Annotated in this window: 22 protein-coding genes; all 22 read right to left on the reverse strand. The window is 47.0% G+C overall.

Going from position 1 to position 25,505, the window contains the following annotated elements; all coding sequences use genetic code 11:
- Position 1: 1 nt before the first annotated feature.
- Positions 2 to 1,159, reverse strand: a complete 1,158-nt coding sequence (locus FHC48_RS10840; protein ID WP_119312157.1) for a glycosyltransferase family 4 protein — start codon at positions 1,157 to 1,159, stop codon at positions 2 to 4.
- The gene (locus FHC48_RS10845; protein WP_070533836.1) at positions 1,146 to 2,156 is read right to left on the reverse strand and encodes a glycosyltransferase family 1 protein; all 1,011 of its coding nucleotides are present in this window, start codon (positions 2,154 to 2,156) and stop codon (positions 1,146 to 1,148) included. The genes FHC48_RS10840 and FHC48_RS10845 overlap by 14 nt, the downstream gene beginning before the upstream one ends.
- Entirely contained in the window at positions 2,149 to 3,426 is a 1,278-nt protein-coding gene (locus tag FHC48_RS10850) for an O-antigen ligase family protein (RefSeq protein ID WP_290127723.1), read from the reverse strand. The genes FHC48_RS10845 and FHC48_RS10850 overlap by 8 nt, the downstream gene beginning before the upstream one ends.
- A 26-nt stretch (positions 3,427 to 3,452) precedes the next feature.
- Positions 3,453 to 4,496: a glycosyltransferase family A protein gene (locus tag FHC48_RS10855; protein WP_032646458.1), complete on the reverse strand. Its 1,044-nt coding sequence runs from the start codon at positions 4,494 to 4,496 to the stop codon at positions 3,453 to 3,455.
- Between the two features lies 1 nt (position 4,497).
- A complete protein-coding gene (locus FHC48_RS10860; RefSeq protein ID WP_032646459.1) occupies positions 4,498 to 5,112 on the reverse strand; it encodes a DapH/DapD/GlmU-related protein in 615 nt (204 codons plus the stop codon).
- Positions 5,113 to 5,175: 63 nt separating this feature from the next.
- The gene (locus tag FHC48_RS10865) at positions 5,176 to 6,438 is read right to left on the reverse strand and encodes a glycosyltransferase (RefSeq protein ID WP_070533834.1); all 1,263 of its coding nucleotides are present in this window, start codon (positions 6,436 to 6,438) and stop codon (positions 5,176 to 5,178) included.
- A gap of 16 nt (positions 6,439 to 6,454) precedes the next feature.
- Positions 6,455 to 7,978, reverse strand: coding sequence for a lipopolysaccharide biosynthesis protein (locus tag FHC48_RS10870; RefSeq protein WP_119312158.1), 1,524 nt, complete (start codon positions 7,976 to 7,978; stop codon positions 6,455 to 6,457).
- Positions 7,979 to 8,012: 34 nt separating this feature from the next.
- A complete protein-coding gene (rffA, locus tag FHC48_RS10875) occupies positions 8,013 to 9,137 on the reverse strand; it encodes a dTDP-4-amino-4,6-dideoxygalactose transaminase (protein WP_045337056.1) in 1,125 nt (374 codons plus the stop codon).
- A gap of 10 nt (positions 9,138 to 9,147) precedes the next feature.
- On the reverse strand, positions 9,148 to 9,690 hold the full coding sequence (gene rfbC, locus FHC48_RS10880; RefSeq protein WP_119312159.1) for a dTDP-4-dehydrorhamnose 3,5-epimerase: 543 nt from the start codon (positions 9,688 to 9,690) through the stop codon (positions 9,148 to 9,150).
- 2 nt (positions 9,691 to 9,692) lie between these two features.
- The gene (rfbA, locus tag FHC48_RS10885; protein WP_045337054.1) at positions 9,693 to 10,571 is read right to left on the reverse strand and encodes a glucose-1-phosphate thymidylyltransferase RfbA; all 879 of its coding nucleotides are present in this window, start codon (positions 10,569 to 10,571) and stop codon (positions 9,693 to 9,695) included.
- 53 nt (positions 10,572 to 10,624) lie between these two features.
- Positions 10,625 to 11,524: a dTDP-4-dehydrorhamnose reductase gene (rfbD, locus tag FHC48_RS10890; RefSeq protein WP_045337052.1), complete on the reverse strand. Its 900-nt coding sequence runs from the start codon at positions 11,522 to 11,524 to the stop codon at positions 10,625 to 10,627.
- Positions 11,524 to 12,609, reverse strand: a complete 1,086-nt coding sequence (gene rfbB, locus FHC48_RS10895) for a dTDP-glucose 4,6-dehydratase (protein ID WP_119312161.1) — start codon at positions 12,607 to 12,609, stop codon at positions 11,524 to 11,526. Before rfbB ends, rfbD begins: the two co-directional genes overlap by 1 nt.
- Before the next feature lie 359 nt (positions 12,610 to 12,968).
- Positions 12,969 to 13,865 carry a GalU regulator GalF gene (galF, locus tag FHC48_RS10900; protein WP_032652665.1) on the reverse strand — a complete coding sequence of 299 codons (897 nt, stop codon included), beginning with the start codon at positions 13,863 to 13,865 and terminating at the stop codon, positions 12,969 to 12,971.
- A gap of 176 nt (positions 13,866 to 14,041) precedes the next feature.
- Entirely contained in the window at positions 14,042 to 15,433 is a 1,392-nt protein-coding gene (gene wcaM, locus FHC48_RS10905) for a colanic acid biosynthesis protein WcaM (protein ID WP_119312162.1), read from the reverse strand.
- A 12-nt stretch (positions 15,434 to 15,445) separates the two neighbouring features.
- Positions 15,446 to 16,666, reverse strand: a complete 1,221-nt coding sequence (gene wcaL / locus FHC48_RS10910; RefSeq protein ID WP_023325627.1) for a colanic acid biosynthesis glycosyltransferase WcaL — start codon at positions 16,664 to 16,666, stop codon at positions 15,446 to 15,448.
- Positions 16,663 to 17,943 carry a colanic acid biosynthesis pyruvyl transferase WcaK gene (gene wcaK / locus FHC48_RS10915; protein ID WP_021241452.1) on the reverse strand — a complete coding sequence of 427 codons (1,281 nt, stop codon included), beginning with the start codon at positions 17,941 to 17,943 and terminating at the stop codon, positions 16,663 to 16,665. Before wcaK ends, wcaL begins: the two co-directional genes overlap by 4 nt.
- A gap of 17 nt (positions 17,944 to 17,960) precedes the next feature.
- The gene (gene wzxC, locus FHC48_RS10920) at positions 17,961 to 19,439 is read right to left on the reverse strand and encodes a colanic acid undecaprenyl disphosphate flippase WzxC (RefSeq protein ID WP_024908096.1); all 1,479 of its coding nucleotides are present in this window, start codon (positions 19,437 to 19,439) and stop codon (positions 17,961 to 17,963) included.
- Position 19,440: 1 nt separating this feature from the next.
- A complete protein-coding gene (wcaJ, locus tag FHC48_RS10925; protein WP_008499429.1) occupies positions 19,441 to 20,835 on the reverse strand; it encodes an undecaprenyl-phosphate glucose phosphotransferase in 1,395 nt (464 codons plus the stop codon).
- Between the two features lie 46 nt (positions 20,836 to 20,881).
- Complete coding sequence (gene cpsG, locus FHC48_RS10930; protein WP_032622651.1) at positions 20,882 to 22,252, reverse strand: colanic acid biosynthesis phosphomannomutase CpsG; 1,371 nt, start codon at positions 22,250 to 22,252, stop codon at positions 20,882 to 20,884.
- Between the two features lie 111 nt (positions 22,253 to 22,363).
- Entirely contained in the window at positions 22,364 to 23,800 is a 1,437-nt protein-coding gene (gene cpsB / locus FHC48_RS10935) for a mannose-1-phosphate guanyltransferase (RefSeq protein WP_008499427.1), read from the reverse strand.
- A gap of 3 nt (positions 23,801 to 23,803) precedes the next feature.
- The gene (gene wcaI, locus FHC48_RS10940; RefSeq protein ID WP_032652672.1) at positions 23,804 to 25,027 is read right to left on the reverse strand and encodes a colanic acid biosynthesis fucosyltransferase WcaI; all 1,224 of its coding nucleotides are present in this window, start codon (positions 25,025 to 25,027) and stop codon (positions 23,804 to 23,806) included.
- Entirely contained in the window at positions 25,024 to 25,503 is a 480-nt protein-coding gene (locus FHC48_RS10945) for a GDP-mannose mannosyl hydrolase (protein ID WP_008499425.1), read from the reverse strand. The genes wcaI and FHC48_RS10945 overlap by 4 nt, the downstream gene beginning before the upstream one ends.
- Between the last annotated feature and the right edge of the window lie 2 nt (positions 25,504 to 25,505).

The following is a 25,505-nucleotide window of genomic DNA, read 5'->3' on the forward strand; positions in this document are numbered from 1 at the left end:
ATTAACGTTTAATAATTTTCTCTGTAGTGAAAAGACTCCACTTTTCATCTACAAAGTTTCTGAATTCCTGATCAAATCTTGCACGCGAAAATCTTTCGGCATTTTCTCTACATGCATTAGGTGTGAATAGTGATTGTGTCTTCTCAAACTCATCGATTGCGTCCTGCAATGAAGTAACTGTCTGTTGCTTAAATAAAATACCTGTTGGATTTTCGATACCCACCGGTCGAACGGTTTCCAAAGCACCACCTTTGCCAAATGCAATGACTGGTGTCCCACAGGCCTGAGCTTCAACAGGAATTATTCCAAAATCTTCTTCTGCTGCAAACACAAACGCTTTCGCATTCTGCATATGTTCTTTTAAAACAGAAAATGGCTGGTATCCAAGCAAAGTTATATTATCTTTTACCTTGCTTTGTATTTTCTTCATTTCAGGTCCATCACCAATAACTATCAATTTCTTATCTGGCATTTGGCTGAAAGCTTCGACAATGAGATCAATACGCTTATACGGAACCATACGAGAGGCAGTAAAGTAATAATCCTGCTTTTCGTTATTTACTTCAAAATTTTCAACATCTACAGGTGGATATATTACAGAAGCTTCTCGTCCGTATACTTTTTTTATTCTACGTGCAATGTATTGTGAATTAGCAATAAAGTGATCAACTCCATGAGCTGTACGATAATCCCAAATCCGTATTTTGTGAAGAAACCATTTAGCTAACCACCCTTTAACGCCAGTATTCAGACCAGACTCTCGCAGATATTGATGCTGTAAATCCCATGCATATCTGATTGGAGAATGAACATAGCTAATATGTAGTTGATCTGGCCCTGTAATAACTCCTTTCGCAACAGAATGAGCACTGCTAATGATAATATCTGCTTCAGAAAGATCCAACTGCTCAATAGCTAATGGCATCAATGGAAGGTATTTCTGATAGTATTTTTTAGCTTTTGGTAACTTTTGAATAAATGATGTCGTTGCATGTTTTCCCAGAAAATTCTTTCTTTGTTCTTCTGTTAAGAAATCAACAACTGAAAAAAGTTCAGCTTCAGGAAAAGCATGTAATATCGCTGATGAGACCTGTTCAGAACCCGCGTAGCTTAATAACCATTCATGAACAAGAGATATTTTCGCCTCATTTAGTTTCATTGCATGCCTCTTTAAATGCCATTTCGATCTTATTTATAACGTTTTGCCAAGTAAACTTTTGGGCACGAATAAGGCCTTCAGAGATTAATTGCTCGCGTAGTATCGAATCATTAACTAATTTTGTAATGCCATCTGTAATAGCATCTACCGAAGTAGGTTCTACCAGTATAGCAGCGTTTCCTGCGACCTCTGGCAAGGATGAAGTAGTTGAAGTTAATACGGGGACACCACAAGCCATAGCCTCAACTACTGGTAATCCAAATCCTTCATATAATGAAGGGAAAACTAACCCTTTCGAGCCTTTATATAATGATGGTAAGTCATGGTCGGAAATAAACCCCAAAAAATTAACACGCTCACCTAACCCACACTCCATTATTAGTTTTTCTAAATTATCGCTTGGATTTCCTGAAAAAACGAGTTTAATAGAAGGATTAATTTCTGCTTTAGCAAAAGCGGAAATTATACGGTGCTCATTCTTATGAGTTTTCCTATTTCCAATGCATAATAGATATTCATATCCAAGTTCCATTGGTCGGACATCAATATTAAATTCCTCAGAAACGCCATTAAATACAGTTATAATTTTATCCGGTTCAACACCTGACCACTTTGCTATTCTTTCTTTAGAAAATTCAGAAACCGTGAAAATCTTATAGGCTTTATGACATCCACGCTTAATAAAATAATTATAAAATAATTTTTTAAAAAAAGATGAGTTATCATCTATATCAAGATGATTTAAATCATGAATTGTCACAATATACCTTTTTGAGGAGAATAAAGGAGGTATATAGCCAGGAAGAAAAATCAAATCGGCTTTATTAAGTAAGGCAATATTAATAGCCAAGCCCAAGGGAGCTATAGGAGAAGCACATTTTTTATATATTTTTTTGAGAGATATATCCGGGAGTCTTTTAGCGATCTCATCAGTAAAACGCCCAATCCCGCCCATGTTAGACCAACTAACATCCATAAATATTTTTTTATTATTCATTAGTATTGAACCTGTTGTTGGTTAGGTTAAGAAAAGGTATTAATGCAAGAACCGACCAATAAAAAATTGAAAAAGTTGATGATGAAGGGGCAGAACTTAACGCAGCACTTATAAAGAAAGCGACTCCAAGCAAAAAATAGATTCTTAAATGAGTATAGTTTCGATGTGAACCATATTTTTTATCCAAAAAAACCGAAGAATAAAATTGGCTTGCCATATAGAACATATTTATAAATAAACCAACAATACCAGTTTCGAGTGCCATCCAGAAAAAGTAGTTATCAGTATTCAGTCTATTATCTTTTTCTGAAAGCATATTTCCAGAACCTTGTGTGCCTAAGCCTATACCTGATGGATGCTCTGAAAGATAACTCAATGAATTTATCGCCATATCTATTCGTCCCTGTGTCGATCCACGAGAACTCTGCGAGGAGTCTGTAAACCTGCCCACTAAGGTATCAATATAATTGTCAAAGATATTTGTGGACACGACCAGAATAGGTATAAAGATCACAAATAACGTAATACCGCTTAGTAGCATCTTTCGATTTGAAATAATGTAAAAAGCATAGATGATAACCGCAACAAGGATAGCCCCTCTTGTTAGGGTCATACAGATTGCAGTAAAAATAACCAAGCTAACAATTAGCATCCATGTCCTTTTATATCCTTGCGAAAAACACTCCATACATAACAAGATACCTAGCGCCAACATATATCCGAAATTCAGTGCATCGCTAAAGCCACCAGTGGCCCGAATCATTCCATCATAGCTGTTAATAAGATTTAATTGATCACCAGCATAATGCTCATCATAACCAAGTAATTTAACGAACTCACCTTTCATTAACACATCGATAATCGATATGACGGCAACAGCAGACATTAAAAGGATAATATAGACAACAATTTTTTTAACATTTAACGATTCTGGGTACGATACGTTCAATATTGCTAAAGAGATGAAGACTGCGGGGAATAAAATATAACTTCTAGCTCCCATTATTGCTTGTACTTTGTCAGATGAAAAAATAATCAATGCTGCAACCCATGAAATTAATGCTATCCATACAAAGATGGTAAAAATCAGTGATACAGGAGATTTTTTTCTATCAATGACAAAACGCAAAAGTACAGATAATACAAACAGTGCGTTCAACACATCTCTAAGGATGGCACCAGGAGGAAATGGCAAGATTCCGACCATCCATGAACTGATGTATGGAGAAAATAAATTAATACATAATATCGCAGCAAAGAATATATTCATATAACTACTATTTTAATTTTGTAAGGTTAAATACCGAGACGCGGTGTGCCGCCATTTTTACTACGAATGTATTTAATTAATGCATCATAGCCTCTCCGTTTCAAGATATACCCCAAAAAGGCATGTATATAGAAAAACTTTTCATTTGAGAATCCGATTTTACGGAAGCTATTTATCATTTTTAAATAGACTAAAAATGGTAGATTAAGTTGATCGCGGATATAAGGATAGAAATAGTTGGCTAAGTCCTTTTTAATCCCATCATAAACCCCATCTATTTTTGTTGCATCTTCGATATGTTTTGCGATAAGGAGAAGTCCCTCAACCATATGTATTCGCCCCTCAGGTTTATAACCACCCGGGGTGAAAATGCCTTTTTCTGTTCCTGCATTCCCAAAATCTGGAGCCTCTGTATCTCGGGATAAAGTAATAACATCGCTGAAATAGTAACCCTGTCCTTCAGCCATGAGCATTCCAGCAAGATACATTTGATAATACAAACGGCCATCAAATTTATCACAAGATAATTTATTTGCTTTTTCAGCGTTAACAATAAAACCGGAAATTACACCAACTCTTCGGAAGAAAAATTTAATGGCCTCAGCACCAGGTTGGAATAATGTATCTTGTGTTAAATGACGGACGGTATCACATAATTCATTCGGGTTTTCCTTAAACCAGCCATAAGCACGAGTAGCCAATACGATTTCAGGATTAGCTTTCAAGACACTAACGATTTTTGATAATGCTCCTTCTGCCAGAAGATCGTCGTTACCCATAATCATACAATATTTACCAGTAGCAGAACTTATGCAATTTTTTAAGTTTTTATCATAACCAAGATTATCTTTATTTAAATTAAGATGTAAGTTTGTTCTATTGTTTTTTATTTTATATTCTTCAACAATATGAGCTATTTGTTCCCTTTGTGGAGACTTGTCTTCACAAAGAATCACCTCAAAGTCTGTATTATTAATAGCATAATCTTGGTTATATATGCTTTCCAATAAAGGCTCTAAAAATTCTGCGCGATTATATGACGGTATACAGATACTGATAAAAACATTCATGTTAAAATACCTTAAGAACTTTAGCGGGGATCCCACCAATTAAACTTGGTTTACTAACTTTCAATCCTTTAACAACTGAATTAGCAGCAATCACACTGCCATCAGATATTTCACTTCCTGCCAAAATAACGGCATTATCACCAATCCAACAACAATTCCCGATTTTTACAGCTGCTGCATCTCCTAAAATTTTTGTGGCAGGAGGAGCAAATTCATAATGATCTTTTTTATAACTTCCATGGCTGTGATCTCCAATGTATACTTTACTTCCAATAAGTATATCATCGCCAAGAGTTATTTCATCAGCGCATGAAATATGAACATTATCACTTAAGCATAATCGTTTGCCAATATTCATTCGTGGATCTAGACATTGCTCACCGTAATAATATACAGCCTCTATCCAACAATTGTCGCCGATTCGCCCATCTATCCATCTGGTGTCACCATCTTTATTCTTATTATAAGGCTTAACATTGAGTTTAAAGTTTTTCCCAACCGTTTTGAATTTATGCCCAGTGATCATATTAAAACAAAGCGCATTTAATTTTCGTTTACACTTCGATGCAAGAAAAATAAGGCTAATCAATTTTATACGTAATTTATAACCAATCATATACCAACCTTATTTGATTAACTTTTTTCTCTTTAAAATTCATTGCACATAAATGGATTGTTTTTAATTTAATGTACCTGTTAGCAATGACTCAATTGCTTCTACTTGTGATAATGATGAGCATTTTTTTTGAGCTCCATTTCTGCTGGAATTTTTCATTACTGTTAATTCAGAAACAGATATTTTTAAAAAATTAACTATAGCATCTGCCAGTGCATTAGCACTAATGTTGTCAGCAAGAAAACCATTTTCCCCGTTAATTATAAGATCTTCGGCCACACCAATTTTAAATGAAATAACAGGCGTGCCGGACATTAAAGCTTCGTTTATCATCATCGGTCCTGCATCCTCAACGGAGGAACAAATGAATCCATCAGCAATGTTATATAGATATGGATATTTAGTCTTATCATGGATAAAATCAATATTGACTAATGATACATCTTCTATAATCATATTTTGAGACTGGGCGCCAACAGTTAAAATAGTTACATTTTGCAAAAGTTCTGGATAAGTTTTTTTAATATATTCTAGCGATTGCTGAACATACTTAACGCCTTTTCTTGGATCATTTAATGACTGAGCTCCTAAAAAAATAACCCGATTTTTTTCCGGAATGCTAATGCCGAGATGCTTACTTGCTATGTGTGCCGGTCGTGGAGTAAAAATAGTTTCATCAATGCCAATCAGCGCTTTTTTCATTCCATGCCTGGCTTTTATTGCACTCATCGAACAGCGCTCATCTAGCCATTTACTTGCAGATAAGTAAAAACAGTCCATTTCTGAATAATATTTTTTTCTGTTATTGAGCACACGCTGTGGCATTTTTATAAGTTTAGGATACAGCATTGCAGGACAATTTTTACATTCACTTTTAAAGCCTTCACATTGCCACGGATAATGGCAACCACCAGTGATCATCCCTGCATCCATAAGGTAGAAAGCGATTGGACATTGATAATATCTTTGTATTTTGTGCAGGTCCTTATCAGAGAGAAAATCAGCTACATAGTATACAATTATCAAATCAGGCTTTTGTGTGTATTTCTTAAATATGTCATTAACGCTGAATGTTGTGTTATATATTAGATAGGTTTTATCTTCATTTATATCACGATTAACAATCAAACGGCGAAGTAATTTATTTATAAAACTAAATATCTTTCTTTTAGTTTGTGATAGCTCGATAACATCAGGGTCATTTGATGTTTTATCTAATACACACATTACAGAGTCATGATTATATTTTTTAAGGTTTGTATGTGTACGATAAGCGCCATAGAATGCACCTTTGCTATCACCGGTCGACAAATGTAAGATTTTCATTTTCCATCTCACTGATTTAAATATTAATATTTTTTAAATTAACTTTAGCTATCGCTTGAAAAATATAATTACGTAGAACCAATACCCCAACGGACAAAACAACAAAATTTATTAGCGGAGACCCAAATATGTAAGCATATTTATAATCAGAAAATAAAGAGAAACGCTTTATACTCTCAAAAATAAGCGTTGACAATAATAATATAAAGAATGTTAGAAGGGTCAATGTTATCACAAAAGAGCCCATTTCTTTGTGAAGACAATAACCACCCCATATAAGAAGAAATAGAACGGTATGAATTAGATAGAAAATACTAGACCAATGTGGACCAAAATACTTAGCAATAATTATTGTCAATGGAATTGTTAATGCTGAATAACTAGCATATGCATAAAAATGATATTTTAACTTTCCAATAGAGTATAACAGAATGAATATAAAATTCATTATACCGGCAAAAAAAGTAGCTGACACGAGCCATTTAGCATAAAGATTTACGGTAATGCCTAACTCATCGTTTTTAAGCCACAAGGCAATCAGTTCATTACCAAACACATTCATATACGGAACTAATGGTGCAAGGAGAAGAACATATGCGATAGAACTATAGCTGAACAATGATATGAATTGCTTTCCGTTTTTTTCTTTTATTAACGCACTCAATCGTGGCAATAAAATTTGTGACAAGGGAATAACTAGAGTCAAGATTACCGCACTAAGTTGGCCACCGATTTGGTATTGTGTGTAATTTGTTAATGTTGTATATGTCGATAAAGCTATCTTATCAACTTGACTTGCTATAACCCATATCATTGATAAGCCTGAAAGTTGTAGAGAAAACTTTATTACTTTTCCAAATGAAAGATCATCGTCTTCATATAGGCTATTATTATTGTCTTTTTCTTCCAGTTGCTTATTATGTTTGCGCATAACGTAGTAAACACAATAAGCCGTAACGATGACGTCTAAAACAGATAAAGCCAGCAATACTTTAAAGAAAGCAGCTAATGAATTCGAGTAATAGGCAAGAACAATATAACCGCCACCATAAAAACAAGTTGTATAGACCATTCCCCATAGGGCTATGAGATCTTGCCTTTCCATTCCATTTATGAAACTTTGTAAATAAGATCGCAAATATAATAGTGCTAAAATTATACCTATCAATTTTATGCAAAATAATGTTTCGTTGTTAGATAAAGTTGTTTTCAACCAATCATTTACTATAAATAGTGAGAAATAGTTAAAAATAAATGCAACTATGCAAGCAATAAAAACAAAGCCACAAAAGACTCTCAAAAACAAACTAATTACTTTAGCGAAACTTACGAGTTGATACTTATTTGTCGCTATTAATTTCACAAATGTTCCACTGATACCTGCATCTAACAACCCCATAAGTGTTATAAGCATAGTAAAGAATGAAACTATTCCATATCGCTCCGTGCCTAATAATCCTATAATCAAAGGTACTAACAATAACGGAAATGCAGCTCGATATAATTGAGATGCATATAGTATAGATATTTTTTTGAACATACCAACTCACAAAGTATCAACTCGTCTTTTCTTTCTATCGGAAGAAATCAGTTATATTGGAGCATATATAATCAACTTGTTCTAAAGTTAATTCATAAAATAAGGGAAGGCGCAGCAAGTTGTCAGTGAACAAATCGCTATTTTTTAAGTTTACATCTTCGTTAGTAGATAAATAAAAATCACTTTTATTTAATGATAAATAATGGAAAACAGCATGTATACCATTATCCTTCAAATGTTTAATTAAATCAGTACGAACGTTGATATTGCTGCATACGATATAAAACATATGAGCATTGTTAGTGGCATACTCAGGAACCACAGGTAGATTGATAAGTCCTAGCTGTGCAAGTGGTGTTAATTTTTCTTGATAACGTTGCCAAAGCTCTTTACGTTTGTTCTGAATATCATCCATATTTTCGAGTTGTGCATATAAATAAGCAGCGTTGATATCAGAAGGGAGAAATGAAGAACCAATATCAACCCAGCCATATTTATTAACCTCACCTCTGAAAAATGAAGATCTGTTAGTCCCCTTTTCACGAATTATTTCGGCTCGTTTGACATATTTGTCATCATTAATAACAAGCATGCCGCCTTCACCAGAAATTATATTTTTTGTTTCATGAAACGAAAACGTTCCAAATGCTCCAATACTTCCCAGTGGGCGTTCCTTATAATATGAATCAATCGCTTGAGCAGCATCTTCGACAATAGGAATATTATATTGCTTAGATATAGCCAATAATTTATCCATATCACATGCAATTCCAGCATAATGAACTACTACTATCGCTTTTGTTTGTGGTGTAATTAAAGCACGTATTGAGTCTGGATCAACATTTGGATTGTTAGTATAGCTATCAGCAAATACAACTTTTGCTCCTCTTAATGAGAAAGCGTTAACAGTCGATACAAATGTATACGAAGGTGCAATTACTTCATCTCCTGGTTTAATGTCCAGCAATATTGCTGCCATTTCAAGTGCGTCAGTACAAGAAGTAGTAAGTAATACTTTTTTAAAATTGTATTTTTTTTCAAAGAACTCGTGACATTTCTTAGTAAATTTTCCGTCCCCTGAAATCTTTCCGTCTTTTGCAGCTTGTGCAATATAAACTAATTCATCCCCATGTAAATAGGGTTTATTGAATGGAATCATTTTTTTTCCTTTATTTTAAATCTGCAAAACTGCCAGCTTTCATATCTTTGACAGAAAGTATTATTTCATTTTCGTCTAAAGGCCACTCGATATTTAACGTGGGATCGTTCCACGCAATACTTCTTTCTGCTGTGGGTGCATAATAGTCAGTAGTCTTATATATAAACTCTGCATTATCGCTTAATACGGCAAAACCGTGTGCGAAACCTTCAGGAATCCATAACTGTCGTTTGTTTTCTGCAGATAATATAACGCCAACCCACTTACCATAAGTTTCTGAATCCGGCCGGATATCTACTGCAACATCAAAAACTTCACCTACAATGCAACGGACCAATTTTCCCTGCTCATGAGGCCCAGTCTGATAATGTAATCCACGCAATACTCCTCGTTTTGATCTGGAATGATTATCCTGAACAAACGTAAGGGTACGACCGACACAGGCCTCAAGTTTCGTATGATTGTAGCTTTCATAAAAGAAGCCTCTGTCATCACTAAACACTTTTGGCTCAATCAATAATACGTCAGGAATATTTGTTTTGATAACATTCATTACTAGTAGCCTTTAATCATTTTGTACAAATATTGCCCATAAGCATTCTTTGATAGCGGAACAGCTAATTTTTTAACTTGCTCAGCATTTATAAATCCTTTGCGGTAAGCAATTTCTTCTGGACAAGAAACTTTAAGGCCTTGACGCTCCTCAATAGTGGCAATGAAGTTACTGGCTTCAATCAAACTCTGATGCGTCCCCGTGTCCAACCAGGCATAACCGCGCCCCATCATTGCTACAGACAAACGTCCTTGCTCCATATAAATTCGATTGATATCAGTAATTTCAAGCTCGCCCCGCGCGGAAGGCTTCAGGTTTTTAGCCAGTTCTACAACATCGTTATCATAGAAATATAATCCGGTGACCGCATAATTACTTTTCGGTTCTAGCGGTTTTTCTTCAAGGCTGATGGCAGTTCCATTCTTATCAAATTCAACGACACCATAACGTTCAGGATCGTTAACGTGGTATGCGAATACGGTCGCACCACTTTCTCGATTGACCGCCGTTTCCATTAATTTAGGCAGATCATGTCCGTAAAAAATATTATCGCCGAGTACCAACGCGCAGTCATCATTTCCGATAAAGTCTTCACCGATGATAAATGCCTGGGCTAAACCATCCGGCGAAGGCTGAACCTTATAATGTAGATTTAAACCCCATTGGCTGCCATCACCCAGTAATTGCTCAAAACGAGGTGTATCCTGCGGAGTGCTAATGATCAAAATATCACGAATACCCGCTAACATTAGCGTTGAGAGCGGGTAATAGATCATTGGTTTGTCATATATGGGCAACAATTGCTTGCTGACAGCCATGGTCACTGGATATAAACGGGTACCAGAACCACCAGCTAAAATAATGCCTTTACGGGTTTTCATTTCATTATCTCTTTATACGCAAAAGTACCCAGTGACGGGCACTAACATTATATTCAGATTGCTGTCGCAGCAAACAATTCATTCAGCATACGTTTAACTCCTTTCTCCCAATTGGGAAGAACAAGCCCAAAGGTACGCTGGAATTTTTCATTATTAAGACGAGAGTTATTTGGTCGGCATGCAGGGGTTGGGTAAGCGCTGGTTGGTACTTTATTTAACTGCTTGATTGCAAGTGCAACATCAGCTTTTCTGGCTTCGGAAAATACCAGTGCAGCATAATCATACCATGTAGTGACACCACTCGCTACGAGGTGATAAAGGCCAGCAACTTCCTGATTTTTCTGTGCAATCCGAATAGCATGAGCGGTACAATCCGCCAATAATTCTGCACCGGTAGGCGCACCAAACTGATCGTTAATGACGGAAAGTTCAGTTTTCTCTTTAGCCAAACGTAACATGGTTTTTGCAAAGTTATTGCCTTTGCCAGCATAAACCCAACTGGTACGAAAAATAAGGTGCTTTGGACAATGCTCTTGTAATGCTCTTTCACCGGCCAGTTTCGTTTTGCCATAAACATTTAATGGTGCAGTGGCATCTTCTTCAAGCCAAGGCGCATCACCGGTACCCGGAAAAACGTAATCAGTTGAGTAATGCACAACCCACGCGCCTATTTCAGCAGCAGCTTTGGCAATAGCCTCTACGCTTGTGGAGTTAAGCAATTGTGCAAAGTCCACTTCGGATTCAGCTTTATCCACAGCAGTGTGTGCAGCAGCGTTCACAACCACATCTGGACGTATTTTTCGTACGGTTTCAGCAACACCTTCAGGATTACTAAAGTCGCCACAGAAATCGGTAGAATGCACATCAAGGGCGATAATATTTCCCAGGGGCGCGAGTGCCCGTTGTAGCTCCCAGCCTACCTGACCATTTTTCCCGAACAACAGAATATTCATTATTTACGTTCTCCATAATTCTGCTCAATCCAGGTTTTATAAGCCCCGCTTTTTACGTTTTCCACCCAATCGATATTGCTCAGATACCACTCCACCGTTTTACGAATGCCGCTTTCGAACGTCTCCTCAGGCTTCCAGCCCAGTTCAACGCCAATTTTATGTGCATCAATCGCATAGCGACGGTCATGCCCCGGACGGTCAGCAACATACGTAATCTGATTGCGATATGACCCCTCTTTAGGCACTATCTCATCAAGCAGATCGCAAATCGTATGCACTACGTCCAGGTTCTGCTTCTCATTATGGCCGCCAATATTATACGTTTCACCCGGTTTTCCTTGAGTAACAACGGTGTAGAGTGCACGCGCATGATCTTCTACATACAACCAGTCACGAATCTGGTCACCCTTCCCATAAATAGGCAGTGCTTTGCCGTCCAGCGCATTCAGGATGACCAGCGGGATCAGTTTTTCCGGGAAATGGTACGGGCCATAGTTATTCGAACAGTTGGTGACGATAGTCGGGAAACCGTAGGTACGCAGCCAGGCACGCACGAGATGGTCACTGGAGGCTTTCGACGCTGAGTAAGGGCTGCTGGGCGCATACGCGGTAGTTTCAGTGAAGAGTGGCAGCTCAGTTGATGCCGGATGCTCATCCGGATGTGGTAAATCACCATACACTTCGTCGGTAGAGATGTGATGGAAACGGAAGGCGTTCTTCGCCTGCTCATCCAACGTTGACCAGTATGCACGAGCGGCTTCCAGAAGCACATAAGTGCCAACGATATTGGTTTCGATAAAAGCAGCCGGGCCGGTAATTGAACGATCGACGTGACTTTCAGCGGCCAGGTGCATCACCGCGTCAGGCTTATGCTTTGCGAAAATACGATCCATGGCATCTTTGTCACAAATATCCGCATGCTCAAAAACATAGCGGTCGCTATCGCTGACTTCACTAAGCGACTCAAGGTTGCCGGCATAGGTCAGCTTGTCCACGTTGACGATGTCGTCCTGGGTATTTTTAATAATATGTCGTACAACCGCTGAGCCGATAAAGCCGGCCCCGCCCGTCACAAGAATTTTCACGTTATCTGTTCCGTATGTTGGAAATGTCTGGATACTGCCGCTCTGAAACCTGAGTACTTATTAACTGACGGTTTCAGAAATTGAGCACGCTACCGCCCCTGGCTTAACAGCTACCAATGCACTGAGCGATGTTTGATTAAATGATTTTTTCTTGTCTGGATACAGACAAAAAACTGGCGTTAATTGTCGTCCTAAACGACCTCAGAAACAAGCACAAATCGCTACAAAGCTGTCGAGATTTAAATCACATAACCCTATGTAATCATTACATTAATAACAAAAAACGGCAGCCATCATTTTGGTTATAGATTAATACACCAAAATAATGACTGCCGCTTGTTCAATTTGTGGCAGGAATATCAGTCGTTAGCCAGCAACTTCTCAATCCGGTTTCTAAACTTCGCCCCTTCCTTCAGGTTGCGCAGTCCATAGTTCACAAACGCCTGCATATAGCCCATTTTCTTACCGCAGTCATAGCTCTCACCGGTCATCAGCATCGCGTCAACAGACTGTTTTTTCGCCAGCTCGGCAATCGCATCGGTGAGCTGGATACGATCCCAGGCGCCTGGCTCGGTTTTTTCCAGTTCCGCCCAGATATCGGCATTCAGAACATAGCGACCCACCGCCATCAGGTCAGAATCCAGCGTCTGCGGCTGATCCGGTTTTTCGATGAACTCAACGATGCGGCTCACCTGCCCTTCCGTCTCCAGCGCTTCTTTCGTCTGAATTACGGAGTACTCGGAGAGATCGCCTTTCATGCGCTTCGCCAGCACCTGGCTGCGGCCCGTTTCGTTGAAACGTGCCACCATTGCCGCCAGGTTGTATCGCAGCGGATCGGCAGACGCGTTATCAATAATAATATCTGGCAGCACAACGATGAACGGGTTATCACCCACCACCGGACGGGCACAAAGAATAGAGTGTCCCAGACCCAGCGGCTGCGCCTGACGCACGTTCATGATGGTCACGCCCGGCGGACAAATAGACTGCACTTCCGCCAGCAGCTGACGCTTAACGCGCTGCTCAAGCAACGCTTCGAGTTCGTAAGAGGTGTCGAAGTGGTTTTCTACCGCATTCTTGGATGAGTGCGTAACCAGGACGATTTCTTTGATCCCTGCAGCAACAATCTCGTCGACAATGTACTGAATCATTGGCTTGTCGACGATCGGCAGCATCTCTTTAGGAATGGCTTTTGTGGCGGGCAGCATATGCATGCCCAGGCCTGCTACCGGAATGACTGCTTTCAAATTAATCATTATTTCTTCCACCTTAAAATGGTTGACGAATTATAGCTCTTAAACCTGTTTTCGCCAGCATGATTTGCCGTAATCCTGAAGCAATGTTACGCCTTAGCATCACATATTTCTGTAGTTGTAATCTGATTCGATCGCGCTTATATGCCAGGAATCGTCTTAAAACAGATTATTGTCGATTATCTGTGCGGCAGCGCAAAGTTCAGTCTTTCCACATTCACCACCTGCTGGTCGACCCGGTCAATATCCACCGAGCTTTGCCCCTTCTCGTTCACAGCTTTGATGTTCGCCAGCGACAGCAGCGTCTCGTCTTTCGCCATAAATTTACCTCGTACATCTTTGCGCAGATCGAAGTTGATCTTCAGGGCAGGACCCACGGCGGCTTCCTGCATCACATTGATATTACGTAAGAAAAGATGCTGCGGCTTGTTGTGCAGTTCCAGCGTTGCGCGCTGCATTTCCACATTGGTAATCGCCACAAACGACGTCGCATTACCGGATGAAATCTGTATTCCGCGCAATTTATAGGCGAGCTGGCGGTTATCGAGATGAATATTATTGAGCTTGAAGTTCTGCGGGATGGACAAATAATCGCCTTTTATGACCCCATAGCCGATTAACATTCCCGCGCTGTTGACCATGTCGACATTATCAATAATGAAATTATCACAGCCATAAATCGCCACCGTGGCGTTGTCTATTCCCGCCTTTTTACTGAAGTCGGGAGTAATATTTTTGGCCTTAATATTGCGGATAACAAAGTGTTTCCCGTTTTCCACGTGCACCAGCTGGCGACAGTTGCTGCCGGTGATGTTGGCCACCACGAAGTTCTTAACGGTTTGCTTTTCCGGGTAGTCGTTGTCGTAGGTGCTCCCGGCAAGGCCAATGCCGATGCCCCAGTTGATCTTGCCGTTGGTGCAGTTGATGTTGTCGATGACATGATCGGAGATCAGGATATTGCGATCGTTGATGGCGACGTTCCATTCGATCGCATCGCCCTGCAGATGGCTAAATTTGCTGTTGGTGATGCGGGCGCCGTCCACCTGGTTATGGAATCCCTGGCGCAGGATGGCGTAATTGGCCTGACTTACGCTGATGTTATCAATCACCAGATTGCGCATCACGCTCGGTTTCTTACCGCCGATGTAGATTTGCGTCACAGGACCAAAACCGCTCATGGCCAGCCCTTTAATTACGCAGTCGGAGCCACGTACATCGAGAGTGATATTCTCTGTCCGTCCCTCGCCTTCCCCTATCACTTTGCTGCCTTGCTGCAGAACAAAGCGGCCGCGGCCATTGCCGGTTAACGCCCCGCGGATCAGCAGCGTTTTACCGTCGGGAATGAAAATACCCGTGTTGATGTTTTCACAGGTCAGCCCGGCAGGGACAACGACCGTGTCCCCGTCATTAAACGCCTGCTTAAAGGCCGCGATCCAGTCGTTGTTATTGTACTGTTTAACAGAGACCGTTCTTCCACTCGCCGCCCGCGCAATGCGGGACGACAGCAGCGGCGTAGCCGCCAGAACGGACAGAGACGAGACAAAGGTGCGTCGGGTAATCTTTTTCAGCATACATCCTCGGCGTTACAACGTTTGCAGCAGGCTGGCTAACTGACGGTTAATCACCTGCTGGTTAAAATCGGCTTCAACTTTTTGTCGGGCATTATGGAGCACGGGCTCCAGCGCCTGCTGGTCGATATCGCTGAAGGCAGCTAAGCGATCGGCGAGCGCCATGGCGTTATTCTCCGGCACCAGCCAGCCGGAATGGTCAGACTTAATGAGCTCCGGGATCCCGCTGTGCAGGGTCGAGACCACCGGTATACCCACGGCCATCGCCTCCATCAGCGCCACCGGAATGCCTTCCATATCGCCATCGGCACCCGTTACGGAAGGCAGCAGGAACACATCAGCCTCATCGAGCATGGCCTTGACCTCGTGGCTCGGCTTGAAGCCCGGCATCTCTACGACATCTTCCAGCTGATACTGTTCGATAAGCGTGCGCAGACGACGCTCCCACGGCCCAATCCCGAGAATGCGGTAGTGGAAATCCACCCCGCGTGCTTTGAGCTGGCGGCAGGCTTCAATCGCCACATGCAGGCCTTTCTTCTCGGTCAGACGCGCGACGGAGATGATCTGCAGCGGCTTGCCCGGCACCTTCACCGGACGGCGGGTAAAGCGCGTTAAATCCACGCCCATGCGCGACACGGCAATTTTCTCTCCCGGGCAGCCCATGCTTTTCAGGCGTCCGGCCCACAGTTCGCTGATGGGCAGCATCATGTCGCCGCGGCGGAAAAGCTGCTGGTACTCCGGCGTATAGTGGTTCAACACTTCGCGGCTGGAGATGTCGATACCGTGGAAAATGGTCGCAATTTTCCCGTCAATCACGCCTAGTTCGCGTAGCTTCGCGGCGGTCACGCCTGCCGGGCCAAAGTGGGCGATAAACACGTCAGCACGATACGGCTGCGCCGTTTGCCCGCAGATGGCCGAGAGAATTAAATTGCGTGATTCCGACCCATAGCGGGAAACATTCAACGCCCGCCACGTCGACGCGCGATGGATCCCACGTAAGGTCTGGCTGGCGCGGTGGCGCAGCTTGCTCAGCTTCCCGGACGGCTCGTCCTGCAGCCAGCGGGTTTTTGCCTCCAGCCCATACTGGGTATACGCCGCATGGGTGTTTTGGGTATCGCCCTTTTGCAGGGCGATAATCTCCACGTCATATCCCATATCGATAAACGCGGTGATTTGGTTCAGAACAAAGGTCTCAGACGACAGCGGAAATTTCAGTAAGAAGAAACCAACCTTCATTTCCCCTCCCGTACGCGATCGAGTACCGATTTCACCATCCCAATGCCCTTCTCGCGCTCGGCTTTCACCGCCACCGCCAGACGTTCATTGATCGCAGGCAGCTGGCCGAGCGTATCGCCCACCATCGCACCCAGCGACCCGTCCAGCAGATGACGAATATCAACGGCCATTTCCGGCATACCGAGCTGCTGCATAATGCCCGCGGACTTGTGCTCGTAGTTAATAGCGATGGCTGGCGTGCCAAAGTTCATGGAGATAATGGCCGAGTGCAGTCGGGTGCCCACGGTCAGGTCGCAGGCGGAGAGCAGTTTGCCCATCTCCAGGTCGTTCAGCTCGTCCATCACCACGTGATAGCGGGACGGATCGTTCACCAGGTTGCGCAGGTTGAGCGCCACCATGCGGTCATCTTTGTTGTAGCTGTCGATACCGGTACAGGTGGATAGCGCCAGCACCTGGTACCCGCTGTCCAGCACGCGGTTCACCACGTCGGCGAACGCTTGCTCATACGCCGCCTGCGTCGTGCCTAAACGTTTATCGAATGGCGCCAGCTCGCGCAGGGTGATCGCGACGGTTTTCTGTTTCGCCGTAACGTCGAGCCAGTGCTGCACCGCGTAGCTCGGCTGGAAGCTGTCGTCCTGGTGATCCACCAGCCAGGCGGTATCCACGCCGTGCTCAACTTTCGACGTGTCAATCTCGCTGCGCTTCATCATGTCAAGGCTGACCGACTCGCGCAGGATCAGGGCATCGCAGTGGCCAAACACATAGTTCGCCAGCTGGTTAAACTGCGGATCCTGGAAAGGCCCGACGCTGTGGCCGATCATAAACAGCGGCTTTTTCGCCATGAACGTACAAAGCGCATGCTCAAACTGCGGCACGCCGTAGAGATCGACGAAGAACGAACCGCCGACCTGAATAATGGCGTCATAGCCGGAGAGCAGACGGACAAAATCCGTAAAGCCCTGGGCAATCGCGATATTGCGCAGCTTGCCGGTATCGGTCACCCGGGAAAGCAGCACCTGATGCTGGTAGCGACGACGCAGTACTTTCTTCACGCGGCCCATCACGCCCGCGGCGTTGTTATGCTGTTTCATCTGGCTGTAGAGCGGATCGCCCATTACCGGGCGGTTCAGTAACCAGGATGAGCTGACAGGATAACGGCTCATCACGTCCACTTCGGTCTCAGGCTTAAGGGTGTTAATTGCATCCAGTAAACCGCGCAGGATGGCGCTGTCGCCACGGTTGCCGCAGGTATGGTTGCCAAGAATTAATAATTTCATAATGGCCTCTTAAATAACTAGCCTGCGCGAAGCAGCGTTTTCATTTTTTCGTTACGGCAAAACTGGCGCTTCATCTCAACGACCAGCGCATTGCGCGACAGCACAATCATCACGACGAAGGCCAGCGCCCCCGCGGCAACCTGCACCGCCAGCAGCGCGGCCAGCGGCAGATGCCCGCTGAGGATAATGCCCAGGCCGTAGCTCACCGCCAGGGTCGGCAATGAGAGATAGAACGGCAGCCACAGGCTCAGGATGTACTGACGGTAGCTTGAGCCCAGCACCGGTTTAATCATGATGAAGTAGCTCAGGACGGTATTGACGATCTGCACCAGCAGGAAGCCCAGCGTGACGCCAATAGCGCCCGCCATGTGCCCGCCGACGATAATTGCCGGAATAAACAGGAAGGTTTTGAATACGTTGAACTTAAAGCTGATGTCCACGCGCGCTTTTGCCATCAGCAGGGACCCAATCGGGTTCCCCACGGAGCGCAGCAGCCCCACCACGCACAGCAGCTGCAGGATCGGGATGATGCCGTTCCATTTCTCGCCAAACACCAGCGGTACGAAGTTGCTGGACACCACCATCAGCCCCAGCAGCACCGGGAAGTTGATGATCCCCACCACCGAAAGCAGCTTGTAAAAGTTGACGCGCAGCTTCTCGGTGTCGTCCTGAATCTTGGCAAACGCCGGGAACAGCACGCGGGTGATTATTGGGTTCAGCTTCATCGGCGGCACCACCGCGACGTTGTAGGCCAGGTTGTAGCCCCCCGCCACGCTCGCACCGAGAATACGTGCCAGCACCAGCGTCGAAAGGTTGGTGTTCACGTAGTTGATAATGCTGTCCGCCGTGAGCCACGCGCCAAAGCGCAGGTTGGACGAGACGGACGCAAGAGAGAAATGCAGTCCCGGGCGGTAAATTTTACGCCCAAAGTAGCCGAACAGCAGCGTGCGCACGGCAGAGTTCACCAGGTAACCGAGGATGGCGGTCATCGCCAGCGGCCAGAAATGGGCGCTCACGACGGTAAAGGTAAAGCCCGCCAGCACGGCGCTGGTCTCGATCATGCCGATCTTATTGAACTCCAGCTCTTTCTGCATCAGCGCGCGGAACTGTTGCCCGTGGGGGATCACCACGAACGCAAACGACAGCGTACGCATCAGCGGGGCGAGATCCGGGTTGTGCAGCACGCTGGCGATGGTATCGCTCAGCAGGAACACCAGCACAAACACGAAAATCCCCAGCCCCACGTTCAGCCAGTAGAGCGTGGTCAGCTCAAGATGGCTGATCTCTTTGCGCTGGATAATCGAGTTGGCGATACCAAAGTCAGACAGCGTATCGGCCAGCGCAATGATCACCAGCGAGACGGTCAGCAGGCCGAACTGGTGATTATCGATAATGCGCGCCAGCACCGTCATCTGCACCAGGCCGAGGCCAATGATGACGATGGTCGCCATCGCTGACCACTTGGCGCCGCTGATGGTTTTTTCACGTAAGCTCATCTTAATACGCCGCTTTGTTCACGAAACCTTTGAAGATGGTCAGAAAAACAATCTTGATATCGAACCAGAGGCTCCACTCGCGGATGTACTCCAGATCGAACTCGATGCGTTTTTCCATTTTTTCCAGCGTGTCGGTTTCGCCGCGCCAGCCGTTGATTTGCGCCCAGCCGGTGATGCCCGGCTTCACCTTATGGCGCAGCATGTAGCCTTCAATCAGCGAGCGGTACTGCTCGTTGTGCGCCACCGCGTGCGGACGCGGGCCAACAATCGACATCCCGCCGGTAAAGACGTTGATAAACTGCGGCAGCTCGTCCAGCGAGGTGCGGCGCAGGAAGTTCCCCACGCGGGTGACGCGCGGATCGTTCTGCGTGGCCTGGGTCACCACCTTGTCGTTCTCCATCACCTTCATGGAGCGGAATTTCCACACCATAATCGGCTTACCGTCCATGCCGTAGCGGGTCTGACGGAAGATAACCGGTCCTGGCGAGCTCAGCTTCACCGCGAGGGCAATGCAGCACAGCACCGGGGAGATGAGCAGCAAAATCAGCGAAGAGAGCACGATATCTTCCAGACGCTTCAGCACGCGGTTAATACCGGACAGCGGCGTGTCGTACAGCGGTACGACCGGCACCCCGTTCACCTCTTCAATACGGGAGTGAAGAATGTTGAAGGTAAACACGTCCGGGATCAGGATCACTGAACAGGTGGTATCCGCCAGCTCGCGCATCAGCTGCTTAATGCGGGATTCGTCTTTCATCTGCATGGCGATGTAGACGTTGTGAATTTTGCCGGCTTTGGCATCGTCAATCAGCTGATCGTAGTTGCCCGCCCAGTCGGCAGGCACACCGCCAGGCTTTGCGTCGTGATAAATCCCGACCACTTCAAAGCCTAACCACGGCTCTTTGCGGAAGCTGTCGAGCAGCACTTTCCCAACCGGCAGATCGCCTGCCACCGCCACGAAGCGACGGTTATAGCCCCGGTTGCGCAGCCAACCCGCGCCAAAGCGGATCAGGGAACGGCACACCACCATGCCGACGCTGGTCAACAGATACCAGCTCAGATAGGTCACGAGGCGATTATCAAAATCATGGCTAAATGCCACCAGGCCTGCGCTGAAGATCAGGCTCAGGGTCCAGTTCTGCAGCAGAAGCATCAGTTCAGTGGTCATTTTGACGCCGCGCCACGAGCGGTAGAAATCGGTCATACCGCCGATCATTTGAAACACGACCAGCGCAATCAGGGCCATCAGCAGATGCATATATAAGAACGGCAGCCCGCTGATCCGACACACCGCCCACAATCCACCGACCATGATGGTGATATCAGAAAAACGCTGCACCATAGAGATTAACGATGCATTCGTTCTCGCTCGTTCGCGTTTTTTTAGATTCGTCATCGTTGTTCCTGTATTCGGTTCCCCCTCCCACCGGGAGGGGCAGTTATTACTGATTCAACAGCGCCAGAATGTCCTTCGTTCGGGCTTCCATGAGCGCGGTGTCAGCGCGGGACTCCACGTTCAGGCGCACCACCGGCTCGGTATTGGACGAGCGCAGGTTAAAGCGCCACTGCGGGAACGCCATGCTGATGCCGTCGGTACGGTCAATTTCCAGCGCGTGGATGGCAAAGTGCTGCTCCACGCGGGCAATCGCCTCGGCAGGCTGTGCCAGCTTGCTGTTGATCTCTCCGCTCGCCGGGAACGCCGCCATACGGTCGCGCACCAGCTCGCCCAGGGTTTTCCCCTTCAGGCACAGCAGTTCAGTCACCAGCAGCCACGGGATCATCCCGCTGTCGCAGTAGGCAAAGTCACGGAAGTAGTGGTGTGCGCTCATCTCGCCGCCGTAGATGGCGTCTTCTTCGCGCATGCGCTCTTTGATGAAGGCGTGACCGGTTTTGGACATCACCGGCGTGCCGCCTGCGGCAGACACCACGTCGACGGTGTTCCAGGAGAGGCGCGGGTCATGAATGATCTTCGCGCCAGGGTTTTTCTCGAGGAACGCTTCCGCCAGCAGGCCGACAATGTAGTAGCCCTCGATGAACTGCCCTTTCTCGTCGAACAGGAAGCAGCGGTCAAAATCGCCGTCAAAGGCGATACCCATGTCCGCGCCGTGTTCAATCACCGCGTTGCGGGTGTCGTCACGGCACTCCGGTAGCAGCGGGTTAGGAATGCCGTTCGGGAAGTTGCCGTCCGGGGTGTTGTGCACTTTGACGAAGGTCACCGGCACGTTCAGTGCTTTAAAGCGCGCTTCAAGGGCATCGACAACCGGGCCAGCCGCGCCGTTGCCGGAGTTAATCACCAGCTTCAGCGGCTTCAGGTTTGCCACGTTGATGTAGCCCAGCAGGTGGTCGATGTACTCTTTCTGCAGGTTGATTTTTTTGTAGCTGCCGCGCTTCGCCTCGTTCACCGGCGGGAAATCGTTGGCTTCCGCCAGACGCTGCACGTCGCGCAGGCCGGTGTCGCCGCTGATAGGACGGGCGCCCTTGCGCACCAGCTTCATGCCATTGTAATCCATCGGATTGTGGCTGGCCGTCACTTCAATACCGCCGTCCACGCCCAGGTGGAAGGTGGCAAAGTAAATCTCTTCGGTTCCGGACAGGCCGATGTCCAGCACGTCTACGCCCGCGTCCTGCAGCCCTTTCGCCAGCGCCAGCTTGAGGGATTCACTGGTCAGACGCACGTCGCCGCCCAGCACGATGGTCTGCGGTTTTAAGTATTCGCCGTACGCGCGGCCAATGCGCCACGCAATGTCTTCATTCAGCTCTTCGCCCAGCTTGCCGCGAATATCGTAGGCTTTAAAACAGGTTAATTTATCCATGATGACCCCTTTTTCAGGCAACAGTCGGTCCTGACCACTAAATGGCCAAATTAATTTTTTTGTCATTCGTAGGCCCGGTAAGCGCAGCGCCACCGGGCATGATGCAGAGAGCTACACTCGCCCGTAGCGGTCCTGGAAGCGCACGATATCGTCCTCTTCCAGATACGAGCCGGAGCGCACCTCAATTAAGTCGAGAGGAATTTTCCCCGGGTTCTCCAGACAGTGCGTCGCCCCCAGCGGAATATAGATGGACTCGTTTTCGCCCAGCAGTTTCACTTCACCGTCAATGGTGACTTTGGCGGTTCCCGCGACCACCACCCAGTGCTCGGCGCGATGATGGTGCATCTGCACCGACAGCCCCTCGCCCGGCTTCACGGTGATGCGTTTCACCTGATAGCGGTCACCGGCGTCAATGGAGTCATATTTGCCCCACGGACGGTAGACTTCGCGATGAATATGGTGCTCGTGACGGCCATCCGCCTTGATCTTCTCCACCACTTTTTTAACGTCCTGCACGGCGTTACGGTCGGCAATCAGCACGGCGTCTTTGGTCTGGACCACAACAAGATCTTTTACCCCAACCGTGGTGACCAGGCCGGACTCGGCGTAGACGTAGCTGTTTTCCGTTTTGTGGCTAATGACATCGCCGTGATGGACGTTACCCTCCGGGGTATGGGCGCTGATCTCCCACAGGGAGGACCAGGAGCCAACATCGCTCCAGCCCGCATCCATCGGTACCACGACGGCGTCAGCCGTGCGTTCCATTACCGCATAGTCAATGGACTCTTCCGGACAGGCGAGGAAGGCCTCTTCATCCACGCGGATGAAGTCGAGATCCGGATCCACCACCGCCATCGCTTTCTCGCAGGCGCTCAGAATATCCGGGCGATATTTGCGCAGCTCTTCCAGATAGCGTCCGGCGCGGAACAGGAACATCCCACTGTTCCAGTAATATTCCCCGCTGGCGACATACGCCTGCGCGGTTTCCAGATTCGGTTTTTCAACGAACTGCGCCACGTCAAACGCCACGCTGTCGCCTTCACCAGGCGTCACGTTGCCGCGACGAATGTAGCCGTAGCCGGTTTCCGGCAGATCCGGCACGATGCCGAAGGTCACCAGCTTGCCGCGCTCAGCGTAAGGAATGGCCGCACGCACCGCGTCGCGGAAGGCCTCTTCCTGCTGGATCACGTGGTCTGCCGCCAGGACCAGCATCAGCGGGTCACAGTCCGGGCTACTGCGTTTTGCCGCCAGCGCCGCCAGGGCGATAGCCGGTGCGGTATTGCGTCCGGCAGGCTCCAGGATGATATTTTCTGTGAGTTTGTTCAGCTGGCGCAGCTGCTCGGCAACAATAAAGCGGTGCTGTTCGTTACAGATCACCACCGGGCTTTCACACTCCACGCCGTGGAGACGGTTTACCGTCGTCTGCAGCATGGTGAGATCCCCTTTCAGGCAGAGGAACTGTTTTGGATAGAGCACGCGGGACAGCGGCCACAACCGGCTACCAGAGCCACCAGCCATCACAACCGGATACAAAGTGGTTTGACTCATGATTTATCCCCGTATATCTGCAATAAATTGGCTCAGCACGTTCTCTTTCTCGAGCGTGCGTTCGGCATATTCACGTGCCACCGTGTTCACTTTTGGCATGGCAAGTGCCTGTTCAATGCCGGTGACCAGCGCCGGAACCGATTCCGGCTCTACGCACACCGCAATCCCCGGATAGCTGTCACACAGCTGGCCTAATTCAGTTTCGGCTTCGGCCGTAATCACCGCGTTACCGCCCACGGCCAGAATGTTGGTCAGCTTGGACGGCAGCACCGCGTCCGCCGCGCCGCGCTTTTGCACCACCAGATGGCAGTCGCCCATCTTCAGCAGCGCAGGCAATGCCTCGTAAGACTGAAGCGGGAAGAATTTCACGTTGGTCAGGCCGCGAACGCTTACCATTTTTTCCAGCCGCGCTTTTCCACCGCCCTGCCCGACAATCACAAACATCCATGGATGTTCGTTCAGCAGTTGAGCCGCCTCGATCACGCTCTCCAGCCCCTGCTTTTCGCCGATATTGCCTGAGTAAAGAATGATTTTTTGATCTTCAGGCAAACCGAGCTGCGCGCGCAGCGCCTGAGCGTCTTGCTCAGTCACGTCGCGAAAACGCGCCACTTCGGACCAGTTCGGGAAGAAGATCACCTTCTCCGCCGGGACGCCTTTCTCCTGCGCTTTGTTCATCATGGAGCGCGAGATCGTTGAGACGTAGTCCACGTTGTGTAGGCCACTGCGCTCAAACGCGCTGGCGAGCTTCGCCACCTTGCCGCCTTTGCTTTTGCCTGCCATCCCCAGGCCCAGCATGGCGTCCACTTCATAATCCTGAATGTGCAGCAGGGTGCGCGCGCCGGAGAGTTTGCCCAGCAGGCGCATGCCCGGCGTGCAAAACAGCGTCGGCACCACGCCGATAATGCGATCCGGCTTCCAGCGACGCTGCGCCATCAGCGGGAAGAAGCTGCTCAGGGCAAAGCTGCCGAGATGAATCAAGCGCTTCAGCGTCGAGGGCTGCTTAGGCACATACAGCGGGCAGCGCCAGACGGTCGCTGCACCCTCTTCGCGACGGTAGCGCCAGCTTGAGTAGCGCTCCCCCACTTTCCACTCCGGGTAGTACGGCGGCGCGGTAATGACCCGCACGTCATGTCCCTGGCTCGCCATCCACTCGACCATCTCGCCGGTGTATTTCCCGATGCCGGTTAATTCCGGCGAGTAGTTGATTCCGTATACGAGGATCTTCATAAGCCCGGCACCCCGGACTGACGTTCAGCGAGGAAATAGGCACGGCTGTTGTCATGCACATTGTCGCTCGCCAGCAGCGCCTCTGGCGTCTGCCAGCGGTAGTCGTCATGCTGAGAATCAGGCAGACGCAGGTCTGCCTCACTCACCTTCAGGCGGAACCCCAACACGATGTAGTGCGTGGAGAACCCGGTGCCCGAAAAGTTATCGTCATAGAAGTGCTGCCAGACCCCGTAAAACTGGCCCGCTGCCATCGGCAACTGCAGGCCCAGTTCCGCCAGAGTGAGACGCTCAAACGCATCGGTCAGCGTCTCATCCTTTTGCACGCGCCCGCCGGGCACGAACCAGAAGCCCTGTGCAGGACGGTTGGTTCGTTTCCCCAGCAAGAACTCGCCGCGTTCGTTCTCCACGATCAAATCAATTGAGATGAGCGGAGTGGAACGCACTACCGTGGCAAAATCTTCCTGACTTAAAAACATCG

The organism is Enterobacter sp. EC_50 (assembly GCF_019584525.1).
In the GTDB taxonomy this organism is placed as follows: domain Bacteria; phylum Pseudomonadota; class Gammaproteobacteria; order Enterobacterales; family Enterobacteriaceae; genus Enterobacter; species Enterobacter roggenkampii.

Bases quoted from the DNA above. Each gene is read 5' to 3' on its own strand.
- FHC48_RS10840 (WP_119312157.1), bottom strand. From the start codon at position 1,159: ATGAAACTAAATGAGGCGAAAATATCTCTTGTTCATGAATGGTTATTA.
- FHC48_RS10845 (WP_070533836.1), bottom strand. From the start codon at position 2,156: ATGAATAATAAAAAAATATTTATGGATGTTAGTTGGTCTAACATGGGC.
- FHC48_RS10850 (WP_290127723.1), bottom strand. From the start codon at position 3,426: ATGAATATATTCTTTGCTGCGATATTATGTATTAATTTATTTTCTCCA.
- FHC48_RS10855 (WP_032646458.1), bottom strand. From the start codon at position 4,496: ATGAATGTTTTTATCAGTATCTGTATACCGTCATATAATCGCGCAGAA.
- FHC48_RS10860 (WP_032646459.1), bottom strand. From the start codon at position 5,112: ATGATTGGTTATAAATTACGTATAAAATTGATTAGCCTTATTTTTCTT.
- FHC48_RS10865 (WP_070533834.1), bottom strand. From the start codon at position 6,438: ATGAAAATCTTACATTTGTCGACCGGTGATAGCAAAGGTGCATTCTAT.
- FHC48_RS10870 (WP_119312158.1), bottom strand. From the start codon at position 7,978: ATGTTCAAAAAAATATCTATACTATATGCATCTCAATTATATCGAGCT.
- rffA (WP_045337056.1), bottom strand. From the start codon at position 9,137: ATGATTCCATTCAATAAACCCTATTTACATGGGGATGAATTAGTTTAT.
- rfbC (WP_119312159.1), bottom strand. From the start codon at position 9,690: ATGAATGTTATCAAAACAAATATTCCTGACGTATTATTGATTGAGCCA.
- rfbA (WP_045337054.1), bottom strand. From the start codon at position 10,571: ATGAAAACCCGTAAAGGCATTATTTTAGCTGGTGGTTCTGGTACCCGT.
- rfbD (WP_045337052.1), bottom strand. From the start codon at position 11,524: ATGAATATTCTGTTGTTCGGGAAAAATGGTCAGGTAGGCTGGGAGCTA.
- galF (WP_032652665.1), bottom strand. From the start codon at position 13,865: ATGATTAATTTGAAAGCAGTCATTCCGGTAGCAGGCCTGGGCATGCAT.
- wcaM (WP_119312162.1), bottom strand. From the start codon at position 15,433: ATGCTGAAAAAGATTACCCGACGCACCTTTGTCTCGTCTCTGTCCGTT.
- wcaL (WP_023325627.1), bottom strand. From the start codon at position 16,666: ATGAAGGTTGGTTTCTTCTTACTGAAATTTCCGCTGTCGTCTGAGACC.
- wcaK (WP_021241452.1), bottom strand. From the start codon at position 17,943: ATGAAATTATTAATTCTTGGCAACCATACCTGCGGCAACCGTGGCGAC.
- wzxC (WP_024908096.1), bottom strand. From the start codon at position 19,439: ATGAGCTTACGTGAAAAAACCATCAGCGGCGCCAAGTGGTCAGCGATG.
- wcaJ (WP_008499429.1), bottom strand. From the start codon at position 20,835: ATGACGAATCTAAAAAAACGCGAACGAGCGAGAACGAATGCATCGTTA.
- cpsG (WP_032622651.1), bottom strand. From the start codon at position 22,252: ATGGATAAATTAACCTGTTTTAAAGCCTACGATATTCGCGGCAAGCTG.
- cpsB (WP_008499427.1), bottom strand. From the start codon at position 23,800: ATGAGTCAAACCACTTTGTATCCGGTTGTGATGGCTGGTGGCTCTGGT.
- wcaI (WP_032652672.1), bottom strand. From the start codon at position 25,027: ATGAAGATCCTCGTATACGGAATCAACTACTCGCCGGAATTAACCGGC.
- FHC48_RS10945 (WP_008499425.1), bottom strand. From the start codon at position 25,503: ATGTTTTTAAGTCAGGAAGATTTTGCCACGGTAGTGCGTTCCACTCCG.